16 protein-coding genes are annotated in these 23,548 nt (G+C 56.9%); all 16 read left to right on the top strand.

What is annotated here, in order from left to right; translation table 11 throughout:
* The 16 genes from GOV91_RS08050 (at window position 1) to GOV91_RS08125 (ending at window position 23,535) form a co-directional block, all read left to right on the top strand.
* Complete coding sequence (locus GOV91_RS08050) at window positions 1-966, top strand: LysR substrate-binding domain-containing protein (RefSeq protein ID WP_171235106.1); 966 nt, start codon at window positions 1-3, stop codon at window positions 964-966.
* 81 nt (window positions 967-1,047) lie between these two features.
* Entirely contained in the window at window positions 1,048-2,478 is a 1,431-nt protein-coding gene (locus tag GOV91_RS08055; RefSeq protein ID WP_171235107.1) for an NAD-dependent succinate-semialdehyde dehydrogenase, read from the top strand.
* 115 nt (window positions 2,479-2,593) lie between these two features.
* The gene (locus GOV91_RS08060; protein WP_171235108.1) at window positions 2,594-4,831 is read left to right on the top strand and encodes a PAS domain S-box protein; all 2,238 of its coding nucleotides are present in this window, start codon (window positions 2,594-2,596) and stop codon (window positions 4,829-4,831) included.
* A gap of 136 nt (window positions 4,832-4,967) precedes the next feature.
* The gene (locus GOV91_RS08065; protein WP_254440617.1) at window positions 4,968-6,074 is read left to right on the top strand and encodes a cytochrome-c peroxidase; all 1,107 of its coding nucleotides are present in this window, start codon (window positions 4,968-4,970) and stop codon (window positions 6,072-6,074) included.
* An 11-nt stretch (window positions 6,075-6,085) separates the two neighbouring features.
* Window positions 6,086-7,273: a cytochrome-c peroxidase gene (locus GOV91_RS08070; RefSeq protein WP_254440618.1), complete on the top strand. Its 1,188-nt coding sequence runs from the start codon at window positions 6,086-6,088 to the stop codon at window positions 7,271-7,273.
* Between the two features lie 5 nt (window positions 7,274-7,278).
* Window positions 7,279-7,848 (top strand): arsenate reductase (azurin) small subunit, encoded by a 570-nt coding sequence (locus GOV91_RS08075; RefSeq protein ID WP_171235109.1) that lies wholly within the window; start codon window positions 7,279-7,281, stop codon window positions 7,846-7,848.
* Between the two features lie 14 nt (window positions 7,849-7,862).
* Window positions 7,863-10,544: an arsenate reductase (azurin) large subunit gene (locus GOV91_RS08080; RefSeq protein WP_171235110.1), complete on the top strand. Its 2,682-nt coding sequence runs from the start codon at window positions 7,863-7,865 to the stop codon at window positions 10,542-10,544.
* Window positions 10,545-10,685: 141 nt separating this feature from the next.
* Complete coding sequence (locus GOV91_RS08085) at window positions 10,686-12,896, top strand: HEAT repeat domain-containing protein (protein WP_171235111.1); 2,211 nt, start codon at window positions 10,686-10,688, stop codon at window positions 12,894-12,896.
* 14 nt (window positions 12,897-12,910) lie between these two features.
* Window positions 12,911-13,396, top strand: a complete 486-nt coding sequence (locus tag GOV91_RS08090; protein WP_171235112.1) for a hypothetical protein — start codon at window positions 12,911-12,913, stop codon at window positions 13,394-13,396.
* The gene (gene glp, locus GOV91_RS08095) at window positions 13,389-14,633 is read left to right on the top strand and encodes a gephyrin-like molybdotransferase Glp (RefSeq protein ID WP_171235113.1); all 1,245 of its coding nucleotides are present in this window, start codon (window positions 13,389-13,391) and stop codon (window positions 14,631-14,633) included. The genes GOV91_RS08090 and glp overlap by 8 nt, the downstream gene beginning before the upstream one ends.
* Window positions 14,634-14,740: 107 nt before the next feature.
* Window positions 14,741-15,472 (top strand): response regulator, encoded by a 732-nt coding sequence (locus tag GOV91_RS08100; protein ID WP_171235114.1) that lies wholly within the window; start codon window positions 14,741-14,743, stop codon window positions 15,470-15,472.
* Between the two features lie 238 nt (window positions 15,473-15,710).
* Window positions 15,711-16,961 (top strand): sarcosine oxidase subunit beta family protein, encoded by a 1,251-nt coding sequence (locus tag GOV91_RS08105; RefSeq protein WP_171177099.1) that lies wholly within the window; start codon window positions 15,711-15,713, stop codon window positions 16,959-16,961.
* Window positions 16,962-16,973: 12 nt separating this feature from the next.
* Window positions 16,974-17,261 carry a sarcosine oxidase subunit delta gene (locus GOV91_RS08110; RefSeq protein ID WP_171177097.1) on the top strand — a complete coding sequence of 96 codons (288 nt, stop codon included), beginning with the start codon at window positions 16,974-16,976 and terminating at the stop codon, window positions 17,259-17,261.
* Window positions 17,258-20,212 (top strand): sarcosine oxidase subunit alpha family protein, encoded by a 2,955-nt coding sequence (locus GOV91_RS08115; protein ID WP_171235115.1) that lies wholly within the window; start codon window positions 17,258-17,260, stop codon window positions 20,210-20,212. The genes GOV91_RS08110 and GOV91_RS08115 overlap by 4 nt, the downstream gene beginning before the upstream one ends.
* On the top strand, window positions 20,205-20,768 hold the full coding sequence (locus GOV91_RS08120; protein ID WP_171235116.1) for a sarcosine oxidase subunit gamma: 564 nt from the start codon (window positions 20,205-20,207) through the stop codon (window positions 20,766-20,768). The genes GOV91_RS08115 and GOV91_RS08120 overlap by 8 nt, the downstream gene beginning before the upstream one ends.
* Before the next feature lie 940 nt (window positions 20,769-21,708).
* On the top strand, window positions 21,709-23,535 hold the full coding sequence (locus GOV91_RS08125) for a BCCT family transporter (RefSeq protein WP_171235117.1): 1,827 nt from the start codon (window positions 21,709-21,711) through the stop codon (window positions 23,533-23,535).
* Window positions 23,536-23,548: the final 13 nt, after the last annotated feature.

A 23,548-nucleotide genomic window follows, 5' to 3' on the forward strand; every position in this document is an offset into this window, starting at 1 on the left:
ATGGTTGGGCGTCACTCTCGCATCGTTGATCGTGCTTTGACACGCCTGAAACTGCGCCAACTGCGTCTGCTTGTTGCCGTGGGTGCGCATGGCAATATTCAAAACGCGGCCCGAGAATTGGGCATTTCTCAACCTGCGGCCACCAAGATGATCCAGGATCTTGAACTGGATTTCGAGGTGAAACTGTTCACGCGAACCAATCGTGGGGTGGTGCCAACCGTTTTCGGAGAGACCCTGATACGCCACGGTAAACTGATCTTTGCGCAGGTGTCCAATGCGGCGCAGGAATTGGATGATCTGAACGAGGGTAACTCGGGTCGTGTCGTTGTGGGTACATTGCTTGCTGCATCAACCAGTCTCTTGCCTGCAGCCATTGAACTGTTGCTGGAAGACCGTCCGAATGTTGCGGTCAAGGTCAACGAGGGCACGAACGAAGTTCTGATGCCTCGACTTCTGTCGGGTGAGATCGATATGGTTGTTGGCCGTCTGCCCTCACACCGGCATCGCGACAAGATTCGGCAGGAAAAATTGTTCGAGGATCGAATCTTAGCGGTTGTTGGCCCTCAGCATCCGCTTGTCTGTCGCAAAGACGTGACGTTTGCTCAAACCAAACCCTTTGGTTGGATACTTCCCCCGCAAGAGACTACGTTGCGGCGTCAGGTCGATCATTTCTTTGTTGGGCAGCAGCAATATGTGCCACCGGTCATGATCGAGTCGGTGTCTTATCTGACGAACCGCGCCTTGCTGCAGTCGCGCGACCTGATTGGTCTTATGCCAGCCGAGGTTGTTGCGCAGGATATCGAACATGGTCACCTTGCCAAAGTTGATTGGAGCGTGCCCTTCGGTCAGGGGCCGATCGGTGTTTCTTTTCGTGCTGACGATGATCTGTCACCTGCCGGGCGGGCGTTTAAAACGGCACTGCACAAGGCAGCGCAGGGTAAACAAGCCAGCTATTCGCCAAAGTGATACCCGTATTTGTTCAATTCACTTGAAGTAATGCGAAGCATCGAGCGATCTGAAAAAAAGGCTAAAAGAGGTGTTAGCTTCATGTATCCAGAGCTTAAACTGTTCATTGATGGCACGTGGCGAAAAACCGACCGCGATATCCCGGTGATCAACCCGGCAACCGAAGAAGAGCTTGGGCGGTTGCCCTGCGCATCGGTAAAGGACCTGGATGATGCGTTGGAGGCGGCTGTCAAAGGTTTCCGCGTTTGGAGCCGCACGTCTCCGCGTGAACGCGCGGATACAATCCTGCGCGCCGCAGCCCTGATGCGGGACCGTATCGACACGATTGCGCACTCAATGACGTTGGAGCACGGCAAACCCCTGAAGCAAGCCCGGCTGGAAGTGATCCGCGGGGCCGAGTTTTTTGAATGGGACGCTGGCGAGGCCATGCGGACTTATGGGCGGATCATTCCGGCGGCTCCGGGTCACAAATTCGCGGTGCATCACCTGCCAATCGGAGTTATCGCAGCATTTTCCCCGTGGAACTTCCCCATGAGCCAACCGGCAAGGAAAATCGCTGGTGCGTTGGCTTCGGGCTGTTCGGTGATCCTTAAGGCTGCGGAAGAAACCCCTGCTGGGGCGTTACATATTGCCAAAGCGTTTGAAGATGCGGGATTGCCTCCGGGCGTTCTGAACCTGGTATTTGGGGAGCCAGCAGAAGTTTCCGGATATCTGATACCGCAAGACCCCGTGCGTCTGGTGGCTTTTACCGGTTCAACAGGTGTTGGGCGGCATTTGACCACCCTTGCGGCCCAGCATGATACGCGTGTGCTGATGGAGTTGGGTGGCCACGCACCGGTCATTGTCTGTGAAGACACGCATGTTCAGGCGGCGGCGACCTCTGGTGCGGTGCGCAAAATGCGCAATGCCGGGCAAGTATGCACGTCGCCGACCCGCTTTTTCGTGCACCAAAGCATCTTTGATCTCTACGCCAATGACTTTGTGAAACGGGCAGCGGCCACAGTTGTCGGCAACGGCTTGGAGTCAGGGGTCGAGATGGGCCCGCTGGCCAATGAACGCCGCGTGCCTGCCCTGACCGAATTGGTCGAGGATGCACGGGCCAAAGGGGCAACTGTCGCCACGGGAGGCGCGCAGATAGGCAATCAGGGCTATTTCTTTCAACCTACAGTCTTGTTGAACGTTCCTGATACCGCGCGGATCATGCAGGAAGAGCCTTTTGGTCCCGTGGCAGTCATAAACCCCGTGGCCTCATTGGATGAGGCAATCGATCAGGCAAATTCTGTCCCTTTCGGTCTGGCCGGATATGCCTTTACCAACAGGGCGGATTACATCGACCGATTGATCGATGAGGTTGAAGTAGGGAATCTGTCGATCAACACGCTTGAAGCGTCGATGCCCGAAACTCCTTTCGGGGGTGTGAAGTCCAGCGGGTCTGGCCGTGAAGGCGGAACAGAGGGGCTTGAGAATTACATGACGGTCAAACACGTCTGGCATTCGGCTGGCATCGTCTGAGAGAATCCGCAACCCGACTTCTGCGCGATTTGCCGCGCTATAGGCTCTTCGCAATACTCGCTTGAAGCGGGTACCAAGGGTAAACGCACACTGCAAGGATCAGGTCGGAGGAATCATGGTCTTCAGGCACAGCCTTCCCGCGACGGCCACAGGTGAAACATCCGAAAGATCTATGGCCGCACCGCTTGGAGTGGCCATCGCCATGGGGGTCGCGTTGGTCTTCATCCTGTCGGTGTTCCTGTACATGTCGCGCGAAACGACAGACCGGATCGGTGAAATGCGAAAGGTCTGGCATGGCTATTCAGTCGAGACCACCCCTCGCGGCTATTGGATATCGGAAATCCGGGGATATTTCGGCTATGGGGGGTTGATTCACAACTTCAAAAACTACGTCCTGCGGCACGACGCAGAATACTCGCCGACCTTAAAATCCCAGTCGCAGAACCTTCTGACAACCATCGAAACCTACCGCAACGCCGCGCCGTCGCAGACTGAATTGGATGCATTGCAACGCATCGAACGGGTGGCGCTGGAATATATCGGGAATATTCCCAAGATTGAGGCGGGCATAGCAGCCGGCCTGCGCGCCGAAGAGATAGATGCTTTGGTGCGGGTCGACGACAGTGACGCGCTTGCGGCGCTTTCTACGCTGGAGGCACTGTGGATCACCGAGCGCGATCAAAGCTTGTCGGACATGGTTCAGGCGTTCTCTGAAGGGGAACAGCTGGTGCGCCGCTTCTCGGTTCTGCTGGTCGGTTTAATAGCGGTGGTTGGGGTTATTGCCATCCTGACCACGTTGCTGATCTCAAACATCCTGCGGACCAATCGTCGTTTGAAGGCTGAGTTGGAACTGCGCGAGCAAGTGGAACTGGCCGAGCGCAAGCTTGCGCGGGCTGTCGAACAAAGTCCGGCTTCGATCATCATCACAGACACCGAGCTGAAGATAGAATATGCCAATCGCAAGTTCTTTGACCTCAGCGGATATGAGGCGGATGAGGTCTATGGGCACACGCCCAGAATGCTGCAATCGGGACATTCGGGACAGGGGGTTTACGCCGATCTAAGGCAGAAATTGCAACGTGGTAAAAGCTGGTATGGCGTGTTTCGGAATCTCAGAAAGGATGGCAGCCATTATTGGGTTTCAACTGCGATTTTCCCGCTGGTCGATCAGAACGGCAAAGTCACGCACTATATCGGGATTGGCGAAGACATTACCGAAACCCGGCGCACGCATGAGCAATTTGCCCAAGTGCAGAAGATGGAAGCTGTGGGTATTCTGGCAGGCTCGGTCGCGCATGATTTCAACAACGTGTTGATGAGTATCACCGGAAACGCCGATTTGATCGAACTGGATGCGGAAGGGAATGACGACATCCAGACCTCGGTCAACCATATTCGCATCGCTGCGCGCCGGGCTCAGGCATTGGTTCGCAAGATGCTGACCTTCGCCCGACAAAGACCGCGCAACCCCCGTCGCGGTGATATGGTCAAAGCCACGCAGGAAGCGCTGGATCTGATCCGGGTATCTGCCCCGCCCAGCGTTCAGACGCGCTTTGATCTCGAGGTCGAAACCGCCTTTTCCGATTTTGACGGCACACTGTTCTTTCAGACCCTTCTGAACCTGTGTCACAATGCGTTTGAGGCTATGGACGATCAGCCAGGTGAAGTTGCGTTGCGTATCGGCCTGGCCGACAAGGGTGCGTTGGACGACTTGCCGGACGGCGCTATTGGGGTGATCCGCTTAGACGTCAGCGATACCGGCCCTGGCATTGCTGAGGATTTGCAGCAACAAGTGTTCCAACCTTTCTTTTCCACAAAACCCGTCGGCAAAGGCACAGGTCTGGGTCTGACCATCGTGCATAACAGCGTCGAGGAATGTCGTGGTCGTGTCGAACTGCATTCAGAACCGGGCAAGGGCACATGTTTCAGCTTGTTCTATCCGTTGATGCCCGCGCTCAGCCCCGAAGATCAGGCCGAGGTCGAAGCAGTGGCAGGGGACGAACATGTCCTGTTGGTCGACGATGACAAGAACATCCTTTACGTGACGCGGCGGCTGCTGACGCGATACGGATATCGTGTCGAAGCTTATTCCGATCCGTTGAAAGCGCGCGAGGCGTTTCGTGAAGCTCCGGAAAGCTATGACATCCTGATCAGCGACCTGATGATGCCCGGCCTGCGGGGTACGGACCTGATCGAATCCGTGCGCGCAATCCGGTCAGACTTGCCTGCTATTCTGATCAGCAGCTATTTCGATGATGCCGAGGTGTCCGTTGCCGGGGCTTCCCCAATCATGGTTCAAAAGCCGATGGAAATTCAGTCACTTGCCCGAATTATCCGGTCTCAGATGACCTGAGTTTGTAACATAATTTAACATCTCTTCTTAAAACTTAACAAAGGTCAAATTCTCACGAAACAACTGACCCTTAGTGTTCGCCATACCGATCCCCAATCACCCGGAGAGATCGGATTAGCGATAAAGGGGCTTTTAGATGATGACCAAAGCCAGAACATGGTTCTCGGTGCTTTCGACAGCTTCGCTGCTGACGATGAGCGTCGCGTTCCCGGTTCACCAGGCCCTGGCGGATGAGCCGGGACCGGTAGAAGCCATAGAGTTCGACCCCGCCAAGGCGGCCCTTGGCAAACGTTTGTTTTTTGATCCGCGCCTGTCCGGCGACACCGAGCTGTCTTGCGCCAGCTGCCACCAGCCGGAAAACGGGTTTACCGACGGGCAGGCCCTGTCGGATGCCTATTCCGGCAGCTTGCATTTCCGCAATGTTCCCACGCTGATCAACAGCGCCAAGCGGGCAGCGTGGTTCCATGACGGGCGCATAGGCACCAACCTCAACGACGTGACCCGCGAAAGCATCACCGAGACATACTCGATGAATATGGACATGCGTCTGATGCAAGAACGCATCAAGCAGGACCCCGTCTATGTCGAGATGTTCGAAGCCGCCGGCTTTGGCGAGCCTTCGAACGGCGGTGTCCGCAATGCGATTCCGGAATACTTAAAAACGCTGATCTCGCGCGGGGCACCCTTCGACACCGGTGAGATGTCGGATGAGGCCAAAGCGGGGTACGAGTTGTTCAACGCGAGCGGCTGTAATTCGTGCCACTCGGGCGAGCGTTTCACCGATGACCTGCCGCACAATATCGGCGTTGGCGACAATCCCGATATCTGGGCAACTCCGGAACGTCACATCACTTTCGTGACCATGATGAAGTTCCTCGGCGTCGAGAACTACATGAACCTGCGCGCCGATCCTGGTGCGTATATCCGTACCCACACCGCCGACACGTTCAGCACCTTCATGACACCCACGCTCCGCGAGCTGACCTATACAGCTCCGTATATGCATAACGGCTCGATCGCGACGCTTGAAGATGTGGTGGCCTTCTACAACGCAGGTGGTGGTGACGACGAAAACAAGGATCCGCGCATCAAACCGCTGAACCTGAACGAGACCGAGCAAGCCCAGCTGGTGGCCTTCCTCAAGGCACTGTCCGGCGATCCGCTGACCGGCCCCGACTTCGTCGCCGAAGAGATCGATACGGACTATGCGCCGATCGAAAACTGGCAAGACGCAACAAACTGAGGAGTGGACCCATGAAAGACCTTAAGTCTTACCTTTCAGGCACAATCGCCACCGCTGCCCTGTTTGCGGTCCTTGGTTCGCAGGCTATCGCGGAAACCAGCATGAAGATTGAGGCCGGCATCGGCGGGGCAGACCCCGACCCGGATGCGCCGTTGGTGGCGCTGGGTGAACCACCCATCCCGCTGGACAACCCGCAAACCGACGCCAAGATCGAACTGGGCAAAATGCTGTTCTTCGATCCGCGTCTGGGCGGTAACCCGTCGACGCCGTGTTCGGCCTGTCATATGCCCGATGTTGGCTGGGACGTCGAAGCGCCTATCTCGTTTGGCTATCCCGGCACAACCCACTGGCGCAATAGTCAGACCGTTGTGAACTCGGCTTACTATGGGAAACTGTTCTGGGCGGGTTCAAGCAAAAGCCTTGAAAGCCAGGCCAAATCCGCGGCAGGCGGTGCGGTTGCAGGCAACGGTGAAGCCGACATGATGGAGGCGCGTTTGGCCTTCGTTCCCGAATATGTCGAACGGTTCAACGATGTCTTCGGTGATCAATGGCCGCGCATCAGCAACGCATGGCGCGCGATTGCCGCGTTTGAACGGACCATTGTTCAGACCGATACCCCCTTCGACAACTATCTGCGCGGGGATGATGCGGCGTTGACCGACGAACAGAAACGCGGGCTGGAGCTGTTTACCGGCAAGGCACAATGTTCCGAATGCCATAACGGTGCGCTGCTGTCGGATGAGAAATACTACAACACCGGCGTGCCCGCCTATGACGGTTGGCAGGATGATGGTTTGGCCCAAGTCACCTTCCGGTATGAGCTTTATGCCAAAGGTTCGACCGAAGAGATGTATCGCCACACCAAGGATGATCCCGGGTTCTATTTCCGCACCAAGGAAAAGGCCGACAAAGGCAAGTTCCGCACGCCGTCCCTGCGCTACACACTCTATACCGAACCCTACATGCACAATGGCATGTTGGAGACGCTTGAGGATGTGGTCGAATTCTACAACCAGGGCGGCGGCGAGAATGAGTTCTCAGCCAACAAAACCCAGCTGATCCAACCCCTTGGCCTGAATGAGCAGGAAAAGGCGGATCTGGTGGCCTTCCTGAAATCCCTGTCCGGTGACGAGATCTTGGTCGAAGAACCCGATCTGCCGGATTATCAGCCGCTTCCTGCGGTTGCAGCAGAGGAGTAAGCGTCATGAAAGATCATAACGCAACCAGATGCAGTTGTACGGGTGAGGCCAAGAAGGCCTGCACCGTGAACCGCCGCCAGTTCCTGTTCGCCTCGGGTGCCACGACCTTTGCCGTGATGGTGGCCATGCCCACCCGTCACGGCCAGGCCGAACAGGTTCCCGCCCTTGTATCCACCTATCCGCGCAAGCTGATCGGCAAACTGTCCGAACTGAAACAGGATGAGCCGGTCGAGTTTTACTACCCGGATGAGGGCGATTATTCGGACTCGATCCTGGTCAAGACCGGCGTGGAAAGCGGCGGTGGCATCGGTCCGCAAAAGGACGTTGTGGCCTTCAACCTCACCTGCACCCACCAGGGCGGGTCGATGTATGACAGCTACAAGCCCGAACATAAGGTGCTGGGCCCGTGCCCGCTGCACCTGTCCACCTATGACGTGACACGGCACGGCATCCTCGTTTCGGGGCAAGCCTACCAGTCTTTACCGCAGGTTCTTTTGGAACTGGACGGTGATGACATCTACGCCGTTGGCATGTTCGGCCTGATCTACGGCCGTTACGACAACCTGATTGCATAAGGGGAGACGGTATCATGGCAACCCCGTATTACGTACCCGAAACAAACGTCCCGCTGCCGCCCAAAGGCGCCGAGGTCATCTCGACCGCCTGCGATTACTGCATCGTGGCCTGTGGTTACAAAGTCTACCGCTGGCCCGTGACGGCCAAACCCGGTGGCCCAACTGCGGACGAAAACGCGTTTGGCGAGGATTTCCCTGTTGCACCTCTGGGTGCCTGGGTTGCGCCGAACCAGCACAATATCGTGCTGCACAAAGGCCAGCCGCACCATGTGGTGATCATTCCTGACAAGGACACGCAATACGTCAACACTGACGGCGACAGTTCCTTGCGGGGCGGGTGTATCGCGCAGAAATGCTATAACCCGCAGACACCGACACGCGACCGTCTGAAGACACCACTGATGCGGATCTATGGCACATTGATGCCAGTTCCGTGGGATCTGGCGCTGGATGTGGCGGCCGAGGTGGGCAACCACGTCATCGCCAAGCACGGCACCAACGCTTATGGCGTGAAAACCTTCAGCTATCAGTATATCGAGAACACCTATGCGATCTCGAAATACGCGCTGCGCCATATCAACACCGCCAACTTCACTTTCCACGACACGCCGTCCGATGTGACCTCGACCCCCGGTTTCAGGGATGCGGGCTTTGACAACTTTGGCCCCTCCTATGAGGACTGGCGTGACGCGGAAACCCTGCTGGTCTGCGGCACTGATCCATATGAGACCAAGACTATCCTCTATACCCAATGGATGATGAAGGGGATGCAGAACGGCCAGAAAGAGATCTATCTGATCCCGCGCAGCTCGGCCGGTGTGGCCCATGCAGTCAAGATGGGTGGTCTGCATATCGACGTTCTGCCCGGTACCGACTTGCTGGTCGTCAACGCCATCGCCCGCGTCATCGTGGAAAATGGTTGGGAAGACAGCGACTGGATCAAGAAATGGGTCAACAACAAATGGGAAAGCTCCTCCGGCTTTGGTCAGGGCACCCGGAACACGCCATGGCAGTGGCGGACAACCTGGGACAAATTCCAGACCAAGGGCTTTGAAGACTGGAAGGAATGGCTTCTGTCGCAGGACGAGTTCGCGCCTGAGACCGCTGCGGCCATGGCCGAGATCGACGTGCAGAAGATTTACACGGCCGCCGAATGGCTCGCCAAACCCAAGGATGACGGCTCGCGCCCGAAAACCTCGATCATGATCGAGAAAGGGTTCTACTGGTCCAACAACACCGGCAACACACAGGCGATTTCCGCGTTGGGGATCATTTGCGGGTGTGGCGGTCGTCCGGGTCAGGTCATTGGCCGGGCCGGTGGACACCAGCGTGGCGGCGTGAAGGGCGGGAAATATCCGCGCAACAAATCGCCCGAGAAGCTGCCGGGTCGCCGTCGCCGCGCCATGGATACTGATCGGTACCTGATCGCAGGTCATACCCGTATGGCCCACGTGATCGGCACCACATGGATCCAATCCATGTGCGGCAGCCAGCAGCTGGCCGACAAGTTCGAGGAACTCACTGTTCGCAACCCGCACCAGATCGCCTCTTTTGACAAGCAAGAGATGATCGACACGTTGAAGGACCGCGCCGACAGCGGTGGCATGGTGGTGATCAACCAGGACATTTATCTGCAGGACCCGATCGGCAACCGCTACGCCGACATCGTGTTCCCCGCAGCGACCTGGGGTGAAGAGGACTTTTTGCGCGCCAATGGTGAACGCCGTCTGCGTCTCTATCAGAAGTTCTATGATGCCCCCGGTGCGGCAAAACCCGACTGGTGGATCATCGCGCAACTGGCGCAGCGGATGGGTTTTGACGGGTTCGACTGGCAGAGCTCGAACGAAGTCGCCGAAGAGGCCGTGCGCTTTACCCGCGGGTCGCGCAAGGACTTCCACGCTGTCTATCGTTTGGCCAAGAAAGAGGGAAAAGGCCTGCACCAGAAGGTCCGTGAGTTTGGCACCGATGGTGTGCAATGCCCGGTCATGCTGGATGCCGATGGCGTAACGCTGATTGAAACCAAGCGTCTGCACGACACAACCCGCACGCTGCCCGATACCGGTGCAGCCGGCGCGGATGTGTTCAACAAGAAGCTGACGCATTTCAACAGCCAAACCGGCAAGTGCAACATTCAGAAATCGCCGTGGGGCCTGTTCTCGGATTATTGGGAATGGCTGAAACCCAACAAGGACGAAGGCGAGCTTTGGGCCACTTCGGGTCGTATCAACGAACGCTGGCAGTCTGGCTTCGACGACCGTCGCCGCCCCTATATCGTGCAGCGTTGGCCGGAAAACTGGGTCGAAATCCATCCCGACGATGCGGCTGAACGCGGCATCGAAAGCGGTGACTATGTGATGGTGTATTCAGAACGCGTTCCGGGCAACAAACACACGCTGCTGGGTGTGGAGGGCGATGACTTTCAGTTCTCGAAACTCATGGAGAACGGGCATATCGAGTTGACCAAAGCGGCGATCACCGCCGTGGCCATGGTCACGCCCGCCATCAAGAAAAGCGTGGTCTACATGGACTTCCTGCACATGCAGCAGCCTGCGAACGCGCTTGAGGGCCGGATCGTCGACTGGATCAGCGGCAACTACAACTACAAGATGGGCGTTGCCAAGCTGCGCAAACTGGGGCCAAGCCCCTACAAGACCTCGTTCCGCACGATGTCCTTTGCACCGCGCGACATCGCCTGATGAAAGCATGCCGGGGGGCGGACGCCATGCCGCCCCTCTGGTTCGGTCCCACTGCAGAAGGGACCACCTGGAAGGCAGGTATCGGTTGGGAAACCTGCCTTCCACTTCCCAACCCTCCCGACACAAACATGGCAGCTTGATATGAACATTCAGACCAATACCGCCCTGCGAGATGAGGCCAGCGGCCTGTTTTCCGAATATGCAAAATCCGAATATGACGTCATTCGTCTGCGCGCGATTCAGGCCCTGACCACCATAGGCGCCAGCAACAGCCCGGCCCTGATCGAAGCGCTGCTGGACGACGATGAGGACGTCCGGCAGGATGCCGCCCAAGCTCTGGGGGCATTGGGTGTGAAAGAAGCAGCCCCGCAGCTACTTGAGAACCTGATTCACGATCCCTGTGGCGAGGTCAAACTGGCCTGCGTGACGGCCCTGGCCGAGCTTAAGGCCGAAGATGCCGCGCCTTACCTGCGCACCCTCGTCACCGGACGCGGGGATGAGATTACATGGGATGAAGACGAGTTGCACCAGGACGAATGGGATGACTGGCTCGACACCCAGATCGCTGCGATCAGGGCGCTGGGGCAGATGGCGGATGCGACTGCGATTGAGCCCATTGTCATGGCTTTGATGGACGAAGACGGGCAGGAGTTGGGCGATGTTGCCTGCGAGGCTTTGGGACGGATTGGCGTACCAGCCGTGCCAACTCTGGGCGTTTTCACACAGTCTTCAAACCGCCGCCTGCGCCACCGCGCCCTACGTACCCTGGCAACGATTGGTGGTGCCGAAGCCGAAGGTCTTCTGCGCAAGGCTTTGAATGATAAGGATGGAGCTGTTCGTTTGATTGCCTATGAGGCACTGATGCCCAACGATCCGGTTTTGGTCGAGCAAGCATTGACGGACTCAGTGGAAGAAATTCGGATTGCCGCGCTCAATCAGTCCGGTTTTTCAGAACCCGAACTGCTGGACCGTATGATGCGTGACCCCGGAGCCAAGGTTCAAATGGCGCTGATCGATCGACTGGATCGTAGCCAGCCTATCGCGGATCAGGAAGATTTGCGCTGGCAAGTGCTGGACTTCCTTGCCACCGGTCAACAGCCCGAGGTCTCGGCGCAGGCATTGGGCCTGTTGTCAGCTTTGGCGCCAACTTTGGTGGCGGATCGCCTGAATGCGCTTTTTTCTGTTGAAAGCGATGACCTCAAGGCTGAGCGCCTTCAATGGGCTATCGTGGATGCTCTTGCAACTTCGCCCCTTCGCGAAGCGGTAGAATGGTTACAGCGTGCATGTCGCTCGCCATTCCGATCAGTTCGGCTTAAGGCTGTGGCGTCTCTTGCCTTGATCGTTACTGACATGGATCGCCCGCATGTGAACCAACAACAGGGCCGAGAGTTGCTGCTGTCCTTTGCGTTGGCCCCGATGCCAGTGGCCGCGGACAAGGAGGAGACCGAGGAAGACGCCACGCAGAACGATATCGCCGCGCTGGAAGATGCTGGGCTGGACGTCTCAGAAGGGGGCGAGAATGGTCCAACATCAAGCCTCGGTGCAATCCTCGGCCATGACGCTATCGCCGCTGAGATGACACAAGAGGCCGAGGAAGACACGGTTCAACCCCTGACACCGCGCGAGCAGGCGCTGTTGGCCAAGGCAACCCGTCATCCCAAGCGCCGTCGCGTCGCGCTGGATGACGACGCCGAAGCGCTGGACAGAGAGACCCGCATGTCCGCCATCCGCCTGTTGGGCGAAATTCGCGGGATGCAGATCATGCTTGCTCAGATCACCAAGGACCCCGAAAGCGACACAGCACAACAAGCCTTTGCAGCGCTTGGCGTTTCAATTGTGCGCAACGGGCTAGAGCTGGGCGAAGCGCAACTGGTCGATCTGATCACTCAGGGGCTTTCGCACACAGATTCAACACTTTCGCTGCAAGCATTGAAATTGCTTCAAAAGGCCGATCTGCCACTGCAAGACGCGCTGAGAGGTAAGTTGCGGGCGATGGTAAAAACCGGAGACACCGCCTTTCGCATCGATGCCATGCACGTCCTGACCCAATGGGACGGCACCCCCAACGTGGCGCGTAGCCTGCTGGATGACATTTCGGCCCCGGTGCGGCAAGCAGCGATGCGTCTTTTGTCGGTGACTGCTCCGGATCAGGCAGGTGCTGCTATTGTACCGTTTCTTCTGGCCAACCCCGAGCAACGAATCCTGACCTATGTCAAAGACGACGCCCCTGCAGTGATGTCCATTGGTCGCCAATTGCTGACCGAGTTGCGCGACGAAGACCACCGCGCCGAATGGCCGGTAATGATAAGCGCGCTGGCCGATTTGTTGGGGGAACCTTCACGGGCGGCCTGAACCCGGAGGGACAGATGGTATTTTCGCTGAAACCATGTGCAGCGATTTTGGCAGGGGCATTGGCATTTGCTCCTGCCGCGCAGGCCGCGGATGTTCCCGAGGTTGTCGTTGTGCATCAAATCATCGATTTGAACGCCGATACCCCAGCGCATACCTTTCGGTTTGAACCGAACCTGTTGCGTGTCCCCGCCGGGGCAACCGTGCGTTTCAAAGGTTCTACTGGGCGTCACACGGTTACGTCGATTATCCGAATGATCCCCGTCGGAGCCCGTAGTTTCGAGATCAGAGGCAAGCCCGAGATGGACTTGAACTTCGAGAAAGAGGGTGTCTATGGCATCCGCTGCCGCGTGCATGGCCGCCATGGCATGGTCATGCTGCTGGTTGTCGGCGATCCCAACTCGAACCTGGAAGAAGCGCGCGCCCATCTGCCCAAACTCGGCGAGGCTGAGCAGGCTGGGTTTGAAGCGCTGTTCGAACAATTGGAGAACAAAAATGGCTGATGGATGCGCCTGTGACCGCCACGCTCACATGTACCTGTCTGTCGATCAGGCACAGAACCGCGGTTTGGCCGTCTCTGATCCGTTGGCCGACACGGAAACATTGCCGTTGATTCAAGCGATTGGACGGGTTCTGGCAGAGGACTGTGTCAGCAAGGTCGACATGCCAGCCTTTAATAATTCGGCGATGGACGGCTATGCGGTTCGGACTCAAGATCTGGTTGATGGCCCATTGTTCGATTTGCCCGTCGCTGGACGTATTGCAGCTGGCGACAGCGGCGCGCATTCGGCCCCGGCAGGCAGTGCACTGCGCATCTTCACTGGTGCTCCGGTTCCTGATGATTTCGACGCGGTGCTGATGCAGGAGGACTGCGAGACGACCGAAACCGGCATCCGGTTCACCCGCCGCCCGAAACCAGGGCAGCATATCCGCCGCGTGGGCGAGGACCTGAAAGCAGGTGCCCCGATCTTGCGCCGGGGATGCGAGATCACGGCGCGTGAAGCAGCCGCTTTGGCCTCGGCCGGGTACGGAGCGGTGAAAGTGGTCCGCAAACTGAAAGTTACAATCTTCTCGACAGGAAGCGAGTTGAAGCAGCCGGGCGAAGAATTGGGCCCCGGCCAGATTTACAATTCGAACCGCTATATGCTGTTGGCATTGTTGGACAAGCCGTGGATCGAGCTGACCGACAAGGGCCCGGTTGAAGACAACCCGGTCTTGCTGGAACAGGTCTTGCGTGAAGCCTGTGAAACCTCTGATCTGATTATTACCACGGGTGGTGTATCTGTCGGGGATGAAGATCATATGCCACGCCTATTCGCGGAAATAGGCGGCCAGACTGATGTGATGAAGGTTGCGATGAAACCCGGAAAACCGATCATGTTCGGACGGCGAGAGGGTGCTTTATATATCGGGCTGCCGGGTAACCCGGTGTCTGCCTATGTGACCTGGCAGATCATTGGATCGCAGATGATGGCGCGGCGGGCCGGGCTGCATCGCACGCCTCAAATGCCAGAGCAGGCGGTTCTGGCCGAGCCGCTTCAGCGCCGCGCGGGTCGTCAGGAGTATCGCCCGGTCCAGATCGAAGGCGTGTCCGTAGAAGGTGCGCCCCGCCTTCGGTTAATGGCCCCATCCTACAGCGGGCGCGTCGCACTGTTGGCGCAAGCCGACGGTTTAGCCATAATTCCGGCAGAGATCGAAGCCATGCCCGAGGGGCAGGGGCTGCATTTTTTGCGGTTCTGATGCCGTTTGTTGCGAGGAATTCTGTTACCGTTCGCGGCTTGCACGACCCAGGTGGCCGCCGGTACAACGGATCAGCGCCAGCCTGTAAAAAACGCTAGAAAGCCATTATGGTCAAAGAACATATTCTTGTAGTTGATGATGATCCCCAGATCACCTCGTTCTTGCAGAGGTATCTGGAGAAGCAGGGTTGTCAGGTCACCTGTGCGGCGGACGGCGATGCGATGGATGCGATCCTGGCGCAAGGTGGCGTGGATTTGATCCTGTTGGACATTGGCCTGCCGGGACGCAGTGGTTTTGACATTACCCGCCAGTTACGGGTCGAATCGAATATTCCGATCATCGTTTTGTCGGGCCGCGACGACATTTTTGACCGCGTTGTAGGATTGGAATTTGGTGCTGACGATTATATCACCAAGCCCTTCGAAGCGCGTGAAGTGCTGGCACGCATCCGGACTGTGTTGCGTCGAAGCCGCGGGGACGAGGACGTGAGCTCTGCAAATGGGTCTGGGTCTCCACTGATCATGTTCGGCGACTGGGTTCTGAACCCTTATGAACGGACGTTGACATCCAAAGACAGTGGTCAGCAAACGCCTTTGACCACAACGGAATTTGATGTTTTGCAGGCGTTTGTCCTAAGCCCGCATATTGTGTTTTCCCGTGATCAGTTGCTGGACAAGGCGCGGGGCCGGGACACTGTCGTAGGCGACCGAACAATAGACGTTCATGTTTTGCGTCTTCGCAAGAAGATCGAGCCCGACCCGACCGACCCCACATATATCAAGACGGTTCACGGTATCGGATATTGCTTTGCGGCGAATGTGCAAAAGTCCGGGGCGTGAAGCGCAGGGCTTTCCGGGCGTCAGGTGGTGCTAAGACACCAGCTCTTCTGCTTCTTTCTTTGAGCTAATGAACTATTTGGCGAAAAGAAGGACTTGCGTTTTAATTTCTGCGGCGAACGTTCCCTGAACATCCTAAATTTGTCGCTGTTGTTAAAGTGCATGACGGAATATGCACTGACAGAGGCGATTGGAGTGCGTCACGATGCGTTGGTGCACAGAAAGTTAGGAACACTTCCACATGCGGTATTCGGCGCTCGCTATTTTGCGACAGGTTCTGAACGGACACAGGGGCTGGGGCCCCGCGTGGCGGGATCCCGAGCCGCAATCGGACTATGATTTTATCGTCATCGGTGGCGGCGGTCACGGTCTGGCAACGGCTTACTATTTGGCGAAGGAACATAATGCAGCCCGCGTTGCAGTGTTGGAGAAGGGCTGGATCGGTGGTGGCAATGTGGGCCGGAATACCACGATCATTCGAGCCAATTACTTGCTGGACGGCAATCAGCCGTTCTATGAGTTGTCGCTGAAACTCTGGGAGAACCTTGAGCAGGACCTTAACTACAACGCGATGGTCAGTCAGCGTGGCATTCTGAACCTGTGCCACACGGATTCACAGCGCGATGCGTATCGCCGTCGGGGCAATGCGATGATGTTCACCGACTCGGGGGCCGAATTGCTGGACACCGACGGTGTGCGTGCGATGTATCCGTTCCTGAATTTTGATGATGCACGTTTCCCGATCCTCGGCGGACTGCTGCACCGCCGCGGTGGTACAGCGCGGCATGACGGAGTGGCCTGGGGCTATGCCCGTGCAGCGGACCAACGCGGTGTCGATATTATTCAGAACTGCGAGGTCACTGGATTTCGCATCGAGAACGGCAAGGTTCTGGGTGTTGAAACCACGCGGGGTTACATCGGCGCCAAGAAAGTGGGCGTTGCAGTTGCGGGTTCGTCCGGCCGGGTGATGGCCCATGCGGGACTGCGTCTGCCGATCGAAAGCCATGTGCTGCAGGCCTTTGTGTCCGAGGGGCTGAAACCAGTTTTGGACGGTGTGATCACCTATGGGGCCGGGCATTTCTATATCAGCCAGTCTGACAAAGGGGGGTTGGTGTTTGGTGGCGATATCGATGGCTACAACACCTATGCACAACGCGGCAACCTGCCGGTGGTCGAAGATGTCGTTGAAGGGGGTATGTCCCTTATGCCGATGATCGGCCGAACACGCCTGCTGCGCATGTGGGGCGGAGTGATGGACATGTCGATGGACGGGTCGCCGTTTATTGACCACACCGGTGTAGACGGTCTCTATTTCAACGGCGGTTGGTGCTATGGCGGCTTCAAGGCAACGCCGGCCTCGGGCTTTTGCTTTGCGCATTTGATGGCCACAGATCGCCCGCATGAAGTCGCCACCGCGTATCGTCTCGACCGCTTCAGAACGGGTCGAATGATCGACGAAAGAGGCGCGGGCGCGCAACCGAATCTGCACTGAGGAAGCCAGGACATGATCATTAATCACCCACTGCTTGGCCCGCGTGATGCATCCGAGTTCACCTATCTGGGCGATGCCGCGTTGATCGAACGGCCAGATTGGCAGTCAGAAACGGCGCAAGACGAATTTCACGACTATGTCTACTTGCGAGACAACCCTGCGGGGACGCATCGCGAGCTTTGGTTTCATGAGCAGGGGGACCGGTCCTGGCTGGTGGTTACCCGCAATACAATGACGCATGAAATTCTGGCAACGGAACTGGCGCGGGATGTTGCCCGCAAGATGGGGCGCGGGAAATGACTCAGAAAAATCGCTTGCAAGGGGGCTTGGTCGACCGCTCGAAAAAGCTGTGTTTTACCTTCGATGGGAAGTCATACGAAGGGTATCAGGGCGACACGCTTGCCTCGGCCCTTTTGGCCAATGATGTGCGGTTGGTTGGCCGATCTTTCAAATATCACCGACCGCGGGGTGTTCTGGCGTCGGGTTCTGAAGAACCCAACGCGCTGGTCGAATTGCGCACGGGCGACCGACAGGAACCCAATACGCGGGCAACGACCGTTGAGTTGTTTGACGGGCTTGAGGCGCGCTCGCAAAACCGTTGGCCCTCTTTGGCGTTTGACGTACTCTCTATCAATGACCGGTTGTCTCCTTTTCTGACGGCGGGGTTCTACTACAAAACGTTCATGTGGCCCAAAGCGTTCTGGGAAAAGCTCTACGAACCGATGATCCGCCGGGCCGCTGGTCTGGGCAGCCTGTCGCAAAAGGATGACCCGGATATTTACGATAAAGGGTATCTGCATTGTGACGTGCTGGTGATCGGGGCGGGACCTTCGGGCTTGATCGCCGCTTTGACGGCGGCTCGTGCTGGAGCAAGGGTCATTCTGGCTGATGAAGACAGTCAGATGGGCGGTCGCTTGCTAGCCGATAGCGACAGGTTCGAGGATGTTTCGAATTCCGATTGGGTCGCGCAGGTTCTGGGCGAGCTGGCGTCGATGGACAATGTCCGCCTGCTGACGCGTACCACCGTGTTTGGTGTGTATGACCATGGCATCTTTGGCGCGCTCGAGCGCGTGTCGGATCACCTTGCTACGCCCGAGGTGGGCAAGCCGCGTCAGATCCTGTGGCGGATCTACTCAAAAAGGTCGGTGCTGTGCGCCGGTGCGACCGAGCGGCCCATCGCGTTTGCGAATAACGATCGTCCGGGCATTATGCTGGCAGGCGCGATGCGTGAATACGCAAACCGCTGGGCAGTGACGCCGGGTCAGCGCGTTGCAATCTTCACAAATAACGACGAAGGCCACTTTGTTGCGCAAGACCTGATCCGCGCCGGTGTTAAGGTTGTCGCCGTGATTGATCCCCGTCGCGATGTCACGCGCATTGCAGAATGCGAGTTGCTGGCGGGTGCACAGGTCACGGATACGCAGGGCCGACTGGGCCTGAAAATGATCACCGTGCAGCTGTCTGATGGTAAAACCCGGCCGATTGAAGTAAGTGGATTGGGCGTCTCGGGCGGGTGGAACCCAAATGTACAGCTGACATGCCACCAGCGCGGTCGTCCCCAATGGTCCGAGGAACTTGCGGCTTTCGTGCCTTCTGCTGATCTGCCACAGGGCATGAACGTGGCAGGGGCAGCAGCCGGTGATCTTACCACAGCTGGCGCGTTAGTTTCGGGCTGCAACGCAGCGCTTACGGCGCTGGAGGGGCTGGGGCTTAAAGCCAGCGCAATCGATCTGCCAAAGAGCAATGACGAGGCGGTTCGGATCACGCCGCTATGGCATGTGCCTGGCAAAGGCCGCGCCTGGCTGGATTTCCAGAACGACGTGACTGTTAAGGACGTTAAACTCGCCGAACAGGAAGGGTTTCGCAGCGTTGAACACCTGAAACGGTACACCACGCTTGGAATGGCGACCGATCAGGGCAAGACGGCTAATGTGGGTGCTTTGGCCGTGATGGCCGAGATCACTGGCAAGAGTATTCCAGAAACCGGTACTACCATATTCCGCCCGCCGTATTCTCCGGTGTCGCTGGGAGCCTGGGCCGGGCGCTCGGTCGGCAAGGAATTCAGGCCCACCCGTGTGACGCCCAGCCACCAATGGGCTGAAGAACAGGGCGCGGTGTTTGTCGAAGTTGGCCCCTGGCTGCGCGCACAATGGTTCCCGCAGTCCGGTGAAACCCATTGGCGTCAATCGGTAGACCGCGAGGTTCTGGCCGTGCGCAGCGGCGTCGGTGTTTGTGACGTGACCACGCTGGGTAAAATCGACGTACAGGGCACCGATGCAGCGGCGTTTCTGAACAAGGTCTATTGCAACGGGTTTGCCAAGCTGCCCGTGGGCAAGACCCGATATGGGCTGATGTTACGCGAAGATGGTCTTGTTATGGATGACGGTACCGCCGCGCGTTTGGCCGATGACCATTTTGTGGTGACTACGACGACGGCCAATGCCGTGGGTGTTTATCGCCATATGGAATTTGTGCATCAATGCCTGTTCCCGGACATGGACGTGCAGCTGATCTCGACCACAGACGCCTGGGCTCAGTTTGCTGTGGCCGGCCCGAAATCTCGAGAGCTGCTGCAGCAGGTTGTTGATGACACATTTGACATCAGCAATGAGGCCTTCCCATTTATGGGTTGTGCAGAAATCACCATTGCAGGCGGTGTCCCCGCCCGACTGTTCCGCATCTCGTTTTCCGGCGAGTTGGCGTTTGAGTTGGCGGTTCCCACCCGGTACGGCGACGCATTGATCCGGCATCTGATGGAACTTGGCAAACCCTTGGGTGTAACCCCATACGGGATGGAAGCCTTGGGCGTATTGCGGATCGAAAAAGGCCATGTCACGGGGAATGAACTGAACGGAACCATCAGCGCCCATAATCTAGGTATGGGGCGCATGGTTTCGACCAAAAAAGACAGTATCGGCGCGCCGCTCAGCGCGCGCGCGGCTTTGGTTGCTCCCGAGGGTCTGGCGCTGGTTGGCATTCAACCCGTTGAGAACTCTGACACTGTGTTGGCAGGGGCGCATGTCTTTACCGAGGGTGCACCGCATTTGCGGCAGAACGATCAGGGCTATGTCACTTCAGCAGGATACTCTCCACACTTGTCCAGCAGTATCGGTCTTGCCTTTGTGGAACGCGGATCGCAACGTCTGGGTGAAGTTGTTCAGGTTGTGAGCCCGGTAGACAATTCGAACATCAAAGCAACCCTTGTCAGTGCCCATTTCGTTGACCCTGAAGGAGACAGGCTCCGTGCGTGATTTTGTTGCCAAGACTGCCTTAGGCGGCATTGAGCCCCGCAAAGATGTGATTGGATCGCTTACCCTTCAGGAACGAGATGATATCGCCCTGGCTTCAATCTCTGCCCGTTTGGGTCAGGAAGAAGCGCTAAAAGCCAGGCTAGAGACCGTGTGTTCCGTTGTCGCTCCAAAGCCGGGGCGCAGCGAACAAGGCGAAAACAGAAGCTTCCATTGGTTGGGTGCTGATCAATACCTGTGTGAAGAAGCGCTTTCCGGCCCGTTGGTCTTGGCCCGTCGGCTCGTGGATGAATTGGCAGGTGTCGCCTCGGTCACTGATCAGACGGATGCCTTTGTGCGGATGGACGTATCGGGTCAAGGCGTAGTCGATCTGTTACAACGCCTGACCGTCCTGGATGTTGAACAGATGCTCGCCGGGGCTTTCAGTCGTACCGCCATTCACCACGTGGGATGCTTGCTGCGTTGCAATGAGGCTGGGATGGCTTTTTCGGTTTACGCGCCACGCAGCTATGCGATCTCAGTTCACCACGCGTTGGTTGAAGTATCCAAGGCTTTGTAGGCGGCGTGCTGGGATGCTTGCTCGCAAGGGCGTGAAACGGATTTGGGTCGCGCCTAAACGCGCCTGCGCCCGATCAGACTGAACCAGGCGTTTCCATGCCAGCGCTGTACCCACCTCATTACGCGCGGCCTGTAATACCAATTCATAACTGTGCATGCGGGGTTGAACAGGAATTTCACCCTGAAAACCTATGTCGCGAAAGCAAGAAGGTCCGGTGTCCAAGTGTTCTCATGCTCTTCAAGGAATACCAGGCGTCACTGAGAGCCCAACAACAACTGTCTAAAGCCTCAGGTGCCGGGCCGCAGCTTCAAACACGGATAATGTCGTGAGTGGAGGAAGGGTATTGGGGCTTGTGACTTGAAATCAAAAGGTGATTAGACGGTTCAGATCATTTTTACTCTGTTAAATCTGAGCTTAGCACAACTGCCATTCTTTGATCTCGTCTTGAATCGATCAGCCGAACCGTGTTTCAAAATTCAATCGATCAGGAAGTATCAGACTCACTTTTGGTTTTGAAGTAAGGGAACTACAAGCTTGACGCGTTGCAGCGCTTGATGGTGTCGCTAACACTAAAATGAGCGAATGTGTTAGTCGTATACTGAGGTGTAAGTGTCGTCTTTTTGACTGAGCTACCCTCACCTAGCATATATTTATTCCAAGTTGAAAAACGCAAAAATATTTGTGCTTGCGCGCTTTGGTCAAGCGGCTTCAACGTATGCCGGAAAATCCAGAGGCATATGCAAGTGGTTAAAAAACCGGGAGAAGATAAACGGTAAGCCATGCAGCCAAGCGTGGTCAATTGACCGTAGCTCAAATCTGAACTGTGCAAGGTTCTCAGTTGATCTGGCCTGTGGAGCAGAGCGTTTCGCTTAGTGACCCGGGAAATCAACCTGCTCAGTTACATAATCCAAAACGGCATACGCAAGGAGGAGCACCCAACATGTCGATACCTGAACCCTTTACGGACGTTGAAATAGAAACGGCGGATGCCGGTTTCTATGAAAACTACAGCGTCCCGATTGCCCTTATCAGTAAGGCGATCATGGTTGGCTTGGTTTTGTGGGCTCTGGTTTTCCCCGCAAATGCGAATAGCACGCTGGGCAGCCTGAACGGACAGTTGCTCGAAGTTTTCAACAGTTTCTATGTCGTAATTGTAGGCCTGTTTTTCTTTTTTCTTGCCATCGTGGCCATCATTCCGGCAACGGGTCGCCGGGTCATGGGTACTCCTGGAGAAAAACCTGAATTCTCGAATTTCTCATGGTTTTCCATGATGTTTGGAGCCGGTCTGGGTGTAGGCCTGATGGTGTTCGCCACAGCAGAACCGCTGGGCCTTTGGGGATCAAACCCCGTGGTCGTGTCTGGAGCGGTTGAAGGCAACACGCCTGAAGCCCTGCAATCGGCTTACCGCTTCACCTACTTGCACTATGGCTTCCATGCGTGGGCGATCTACGTCGTGACTGGTCTGTCGCTGGCCTACTACGCATACACGCGCGACATGCCGCTCACGATCCGCTCGGCGTTGACACCGCTGTTTGGTCGTTTCGTCAACGGCTTTTTCGGCCATGTGGTCGATGTTCTGGGCGTTGTTGCAACGATCCTAGGTGTGTCCGTTACTATCGGTTACGGCGTCAGCCAGTTTATTGACGGCGTCTACGCCATCACCGGCATGGGCTGGGTCATGGATTTGGGCGGAGAAGTTCCGACTCCCAGCAAAGTTGGCCTGATCACCGGTCTGATCGTCATCATGACGTTGTCGATCATCTCGGCTGTATCGGGTGTTGGCCGGGGTGTGAAATACCTGTCGAACCTGAACCTCGTCCTGTCGATAATCCTGCTGGGCACATTTATCGTATTTGGTTCGTTTGTCTTTGCCATGACCACATATGGCTCAGCGATGATTGACTACATCCTTCACTTCCTGTCGCTTAGCTTTAATGCCTACGGCCCCCTGTCGGCCGAAGCATTTGCTGCGGCTCTGCCCGCCGAGGCGCAAGCTCACGCAGCAGACCTGATGGGTGGTGCAACCAACGCATGGGGTAGCTTTGACGGCTTCAAGGGCGGGCTGGAAGGCGCAGCAGCCGAGTTGGACGAAGCGACCTTGGCCGCAGCTTATGCAGCCGGTGAGCAAGGCCGTCAGTTCGGTTGGCAGGCTGGTTGGACTACCTTCTACTGGGCCTGGTGGATCGCGTTCTCGCCCTTCGTCGGCCTGTTCCTGGCGCGTATCTCCAAAGGTCGCACTGTGCGTGAGTTCATCCTGGGTTGCGTGTTCGCACCGGCACTGGTCTGCTTTGCATGGATGACCGTATTGGGCGGTACTGCGATTGATCTGGAACTGGCAGGCGCGGCTGAAGGTGCGATCATCGGGGCATCGAACACCAACAAGCTGTTCGTGACGCTGTCCTACATGATCGACGGTGGTTTGTTGTCTATGCTGAACGTCATGTGCGTGATCCTGATCATGACCTTTCTGGTAACGTCTGCCGACTCGGGTATTTTGGTGATGAACACCATTATGTCCGGTGGCAGCCAGGAAACGGGTGTCAAGCACCGCATTATCTGGGGCGTGATCCTGACGGCAGTGATCGGTGCGTTGATCCTGGCAGCGGGTGAAAACAACCCGATGGATGCATTGCGCAATGCCATGATCATTGGCGCGCTGCCATTCACAATGGTGATGGGTCTGATGTGCGTTTCGCTGGGCAAGGCATTGTTCCGCGACGGCCAGCGTGACAAACACGGCACTGTAAGCACACAGGCTGCTGAGTAAGCCCACGATTTGT

Source organism: Ruegeria sp. HKCCA6837 (assembly GCF_013034475.1).
Classification (GTDB): domain Bacteria; phylum Pseudomonadota; class Alphaproteobacteria; order Rhodobacterales; family Rhodobacteraceae; genus Ruegeria.

Excerpts from the sequence above, each read along its gene's own strand:
- GOV91_RS08105 (WP_171177099.1), top strand. The coding sequence starts at position 15,711 with ATGCGGTATTCGGCGCTCGCTATTTTGCGACAGGTTCTGAACGGACAC.
- glp (WP_171235113.1), top strand. The coding sequence starts at position 13,389 with ATGGCTGATGGATGCGCCTGTGACCGCCACGCTCACATGTACCTGTCT.
- GOV91_RS08065 (WP_254440617.1), top strand. The coding sequence starts at position 4,968 with ATGATGACCAAAGCCAGAACATGGTTCTCGGTGCTTTCGACAGCTTCG.
- GOV91_RS08110 (WP_171177097.1), top strand. The coding sequence starts at position 16,974 with ATGATCATTAATCACCCACTGCTTGGCCCGCGTGATGCATCCGAGTTC.
- GOV91_RS08080 (WP_171235110.1), top strand. The coding sequence starts at position 7,863 with ATGGCAACCCCGTATTACGTACCCGAAACAAACGTCCCGCTGCCGCCC.
- GOV91_RS08075 (WP_171235109.1), top strand. The coding sequence starts at position 7,279 with ATGAAAGATCATAACGCAACCAGATGCAGTTGTACGGGTGAGGCCAAG.
- GOV91_RS08100 (WP_171235114.1), top strand. The coding sequence starts at position 14,741 with ATGGTCAAAGAACATATTCTTGTAGTTGATGATGATCCCCAGATCACC.
- GOV91_RS08050 (WP_171235106.1), top strand. The coding sequence starts at position 1 with ATGGTTGGGCGTCACTCTCGCATCGTTGATCGTGCTTTGACACGCCTG.
- GOV91_RS08060 (WP_171235108.1), top strand. The coding sequence starts at position 2,594 with ATGGTCTTCAGGCACAGCCTTCCCGCGACGGCCACAGGTGAAACATCC.
- GOV91_RS08115 (WP_171235115.1), top strand. The coding sequence starts at position 17,258 with ATGACTCAGAAAAATCGCTTGCAAGGGGGCTTGGTCGACCGCTCGAAA.
- GOV91_RS08085 (WP_171235111.1), top strand. The coding sequence starts at position 10,686 with ATGAACATTCAGACCAATACCGCCCTGCGAGATGAGGCCAGCGGCCTG.
- GOV91_RS08090 (WP_171235112.1), top strand. The coding sequence starts at position 12,911 with ATGGTATTTTCGCTGAAACCATGTGCAGCGATTTTGGCAGGGGCATTG.
- GOV91_RS08055 (WP_171235107.1), top strand. The coding sequence starts at position 1,048 with ATGTATCCAGAGCTTAAACTGTTCATTGATGGCACGTGGCGAAAAACC.
- GOV91_RS08070 (WP_254440618.1), top strand. The coding sequence starts at position 6,086 with ATGAAAGACCTTAAGTCTTACCTTTCAGGCACAATCGCCACCGCTGCC.
- GOV91_RS08125 (WP_171235117.1), top strand. The coding sequence starts at position 21,709 with ATGTCGATACCTGAACCCTTTACGGACGTTGAAATAGAAACGGCGGAT.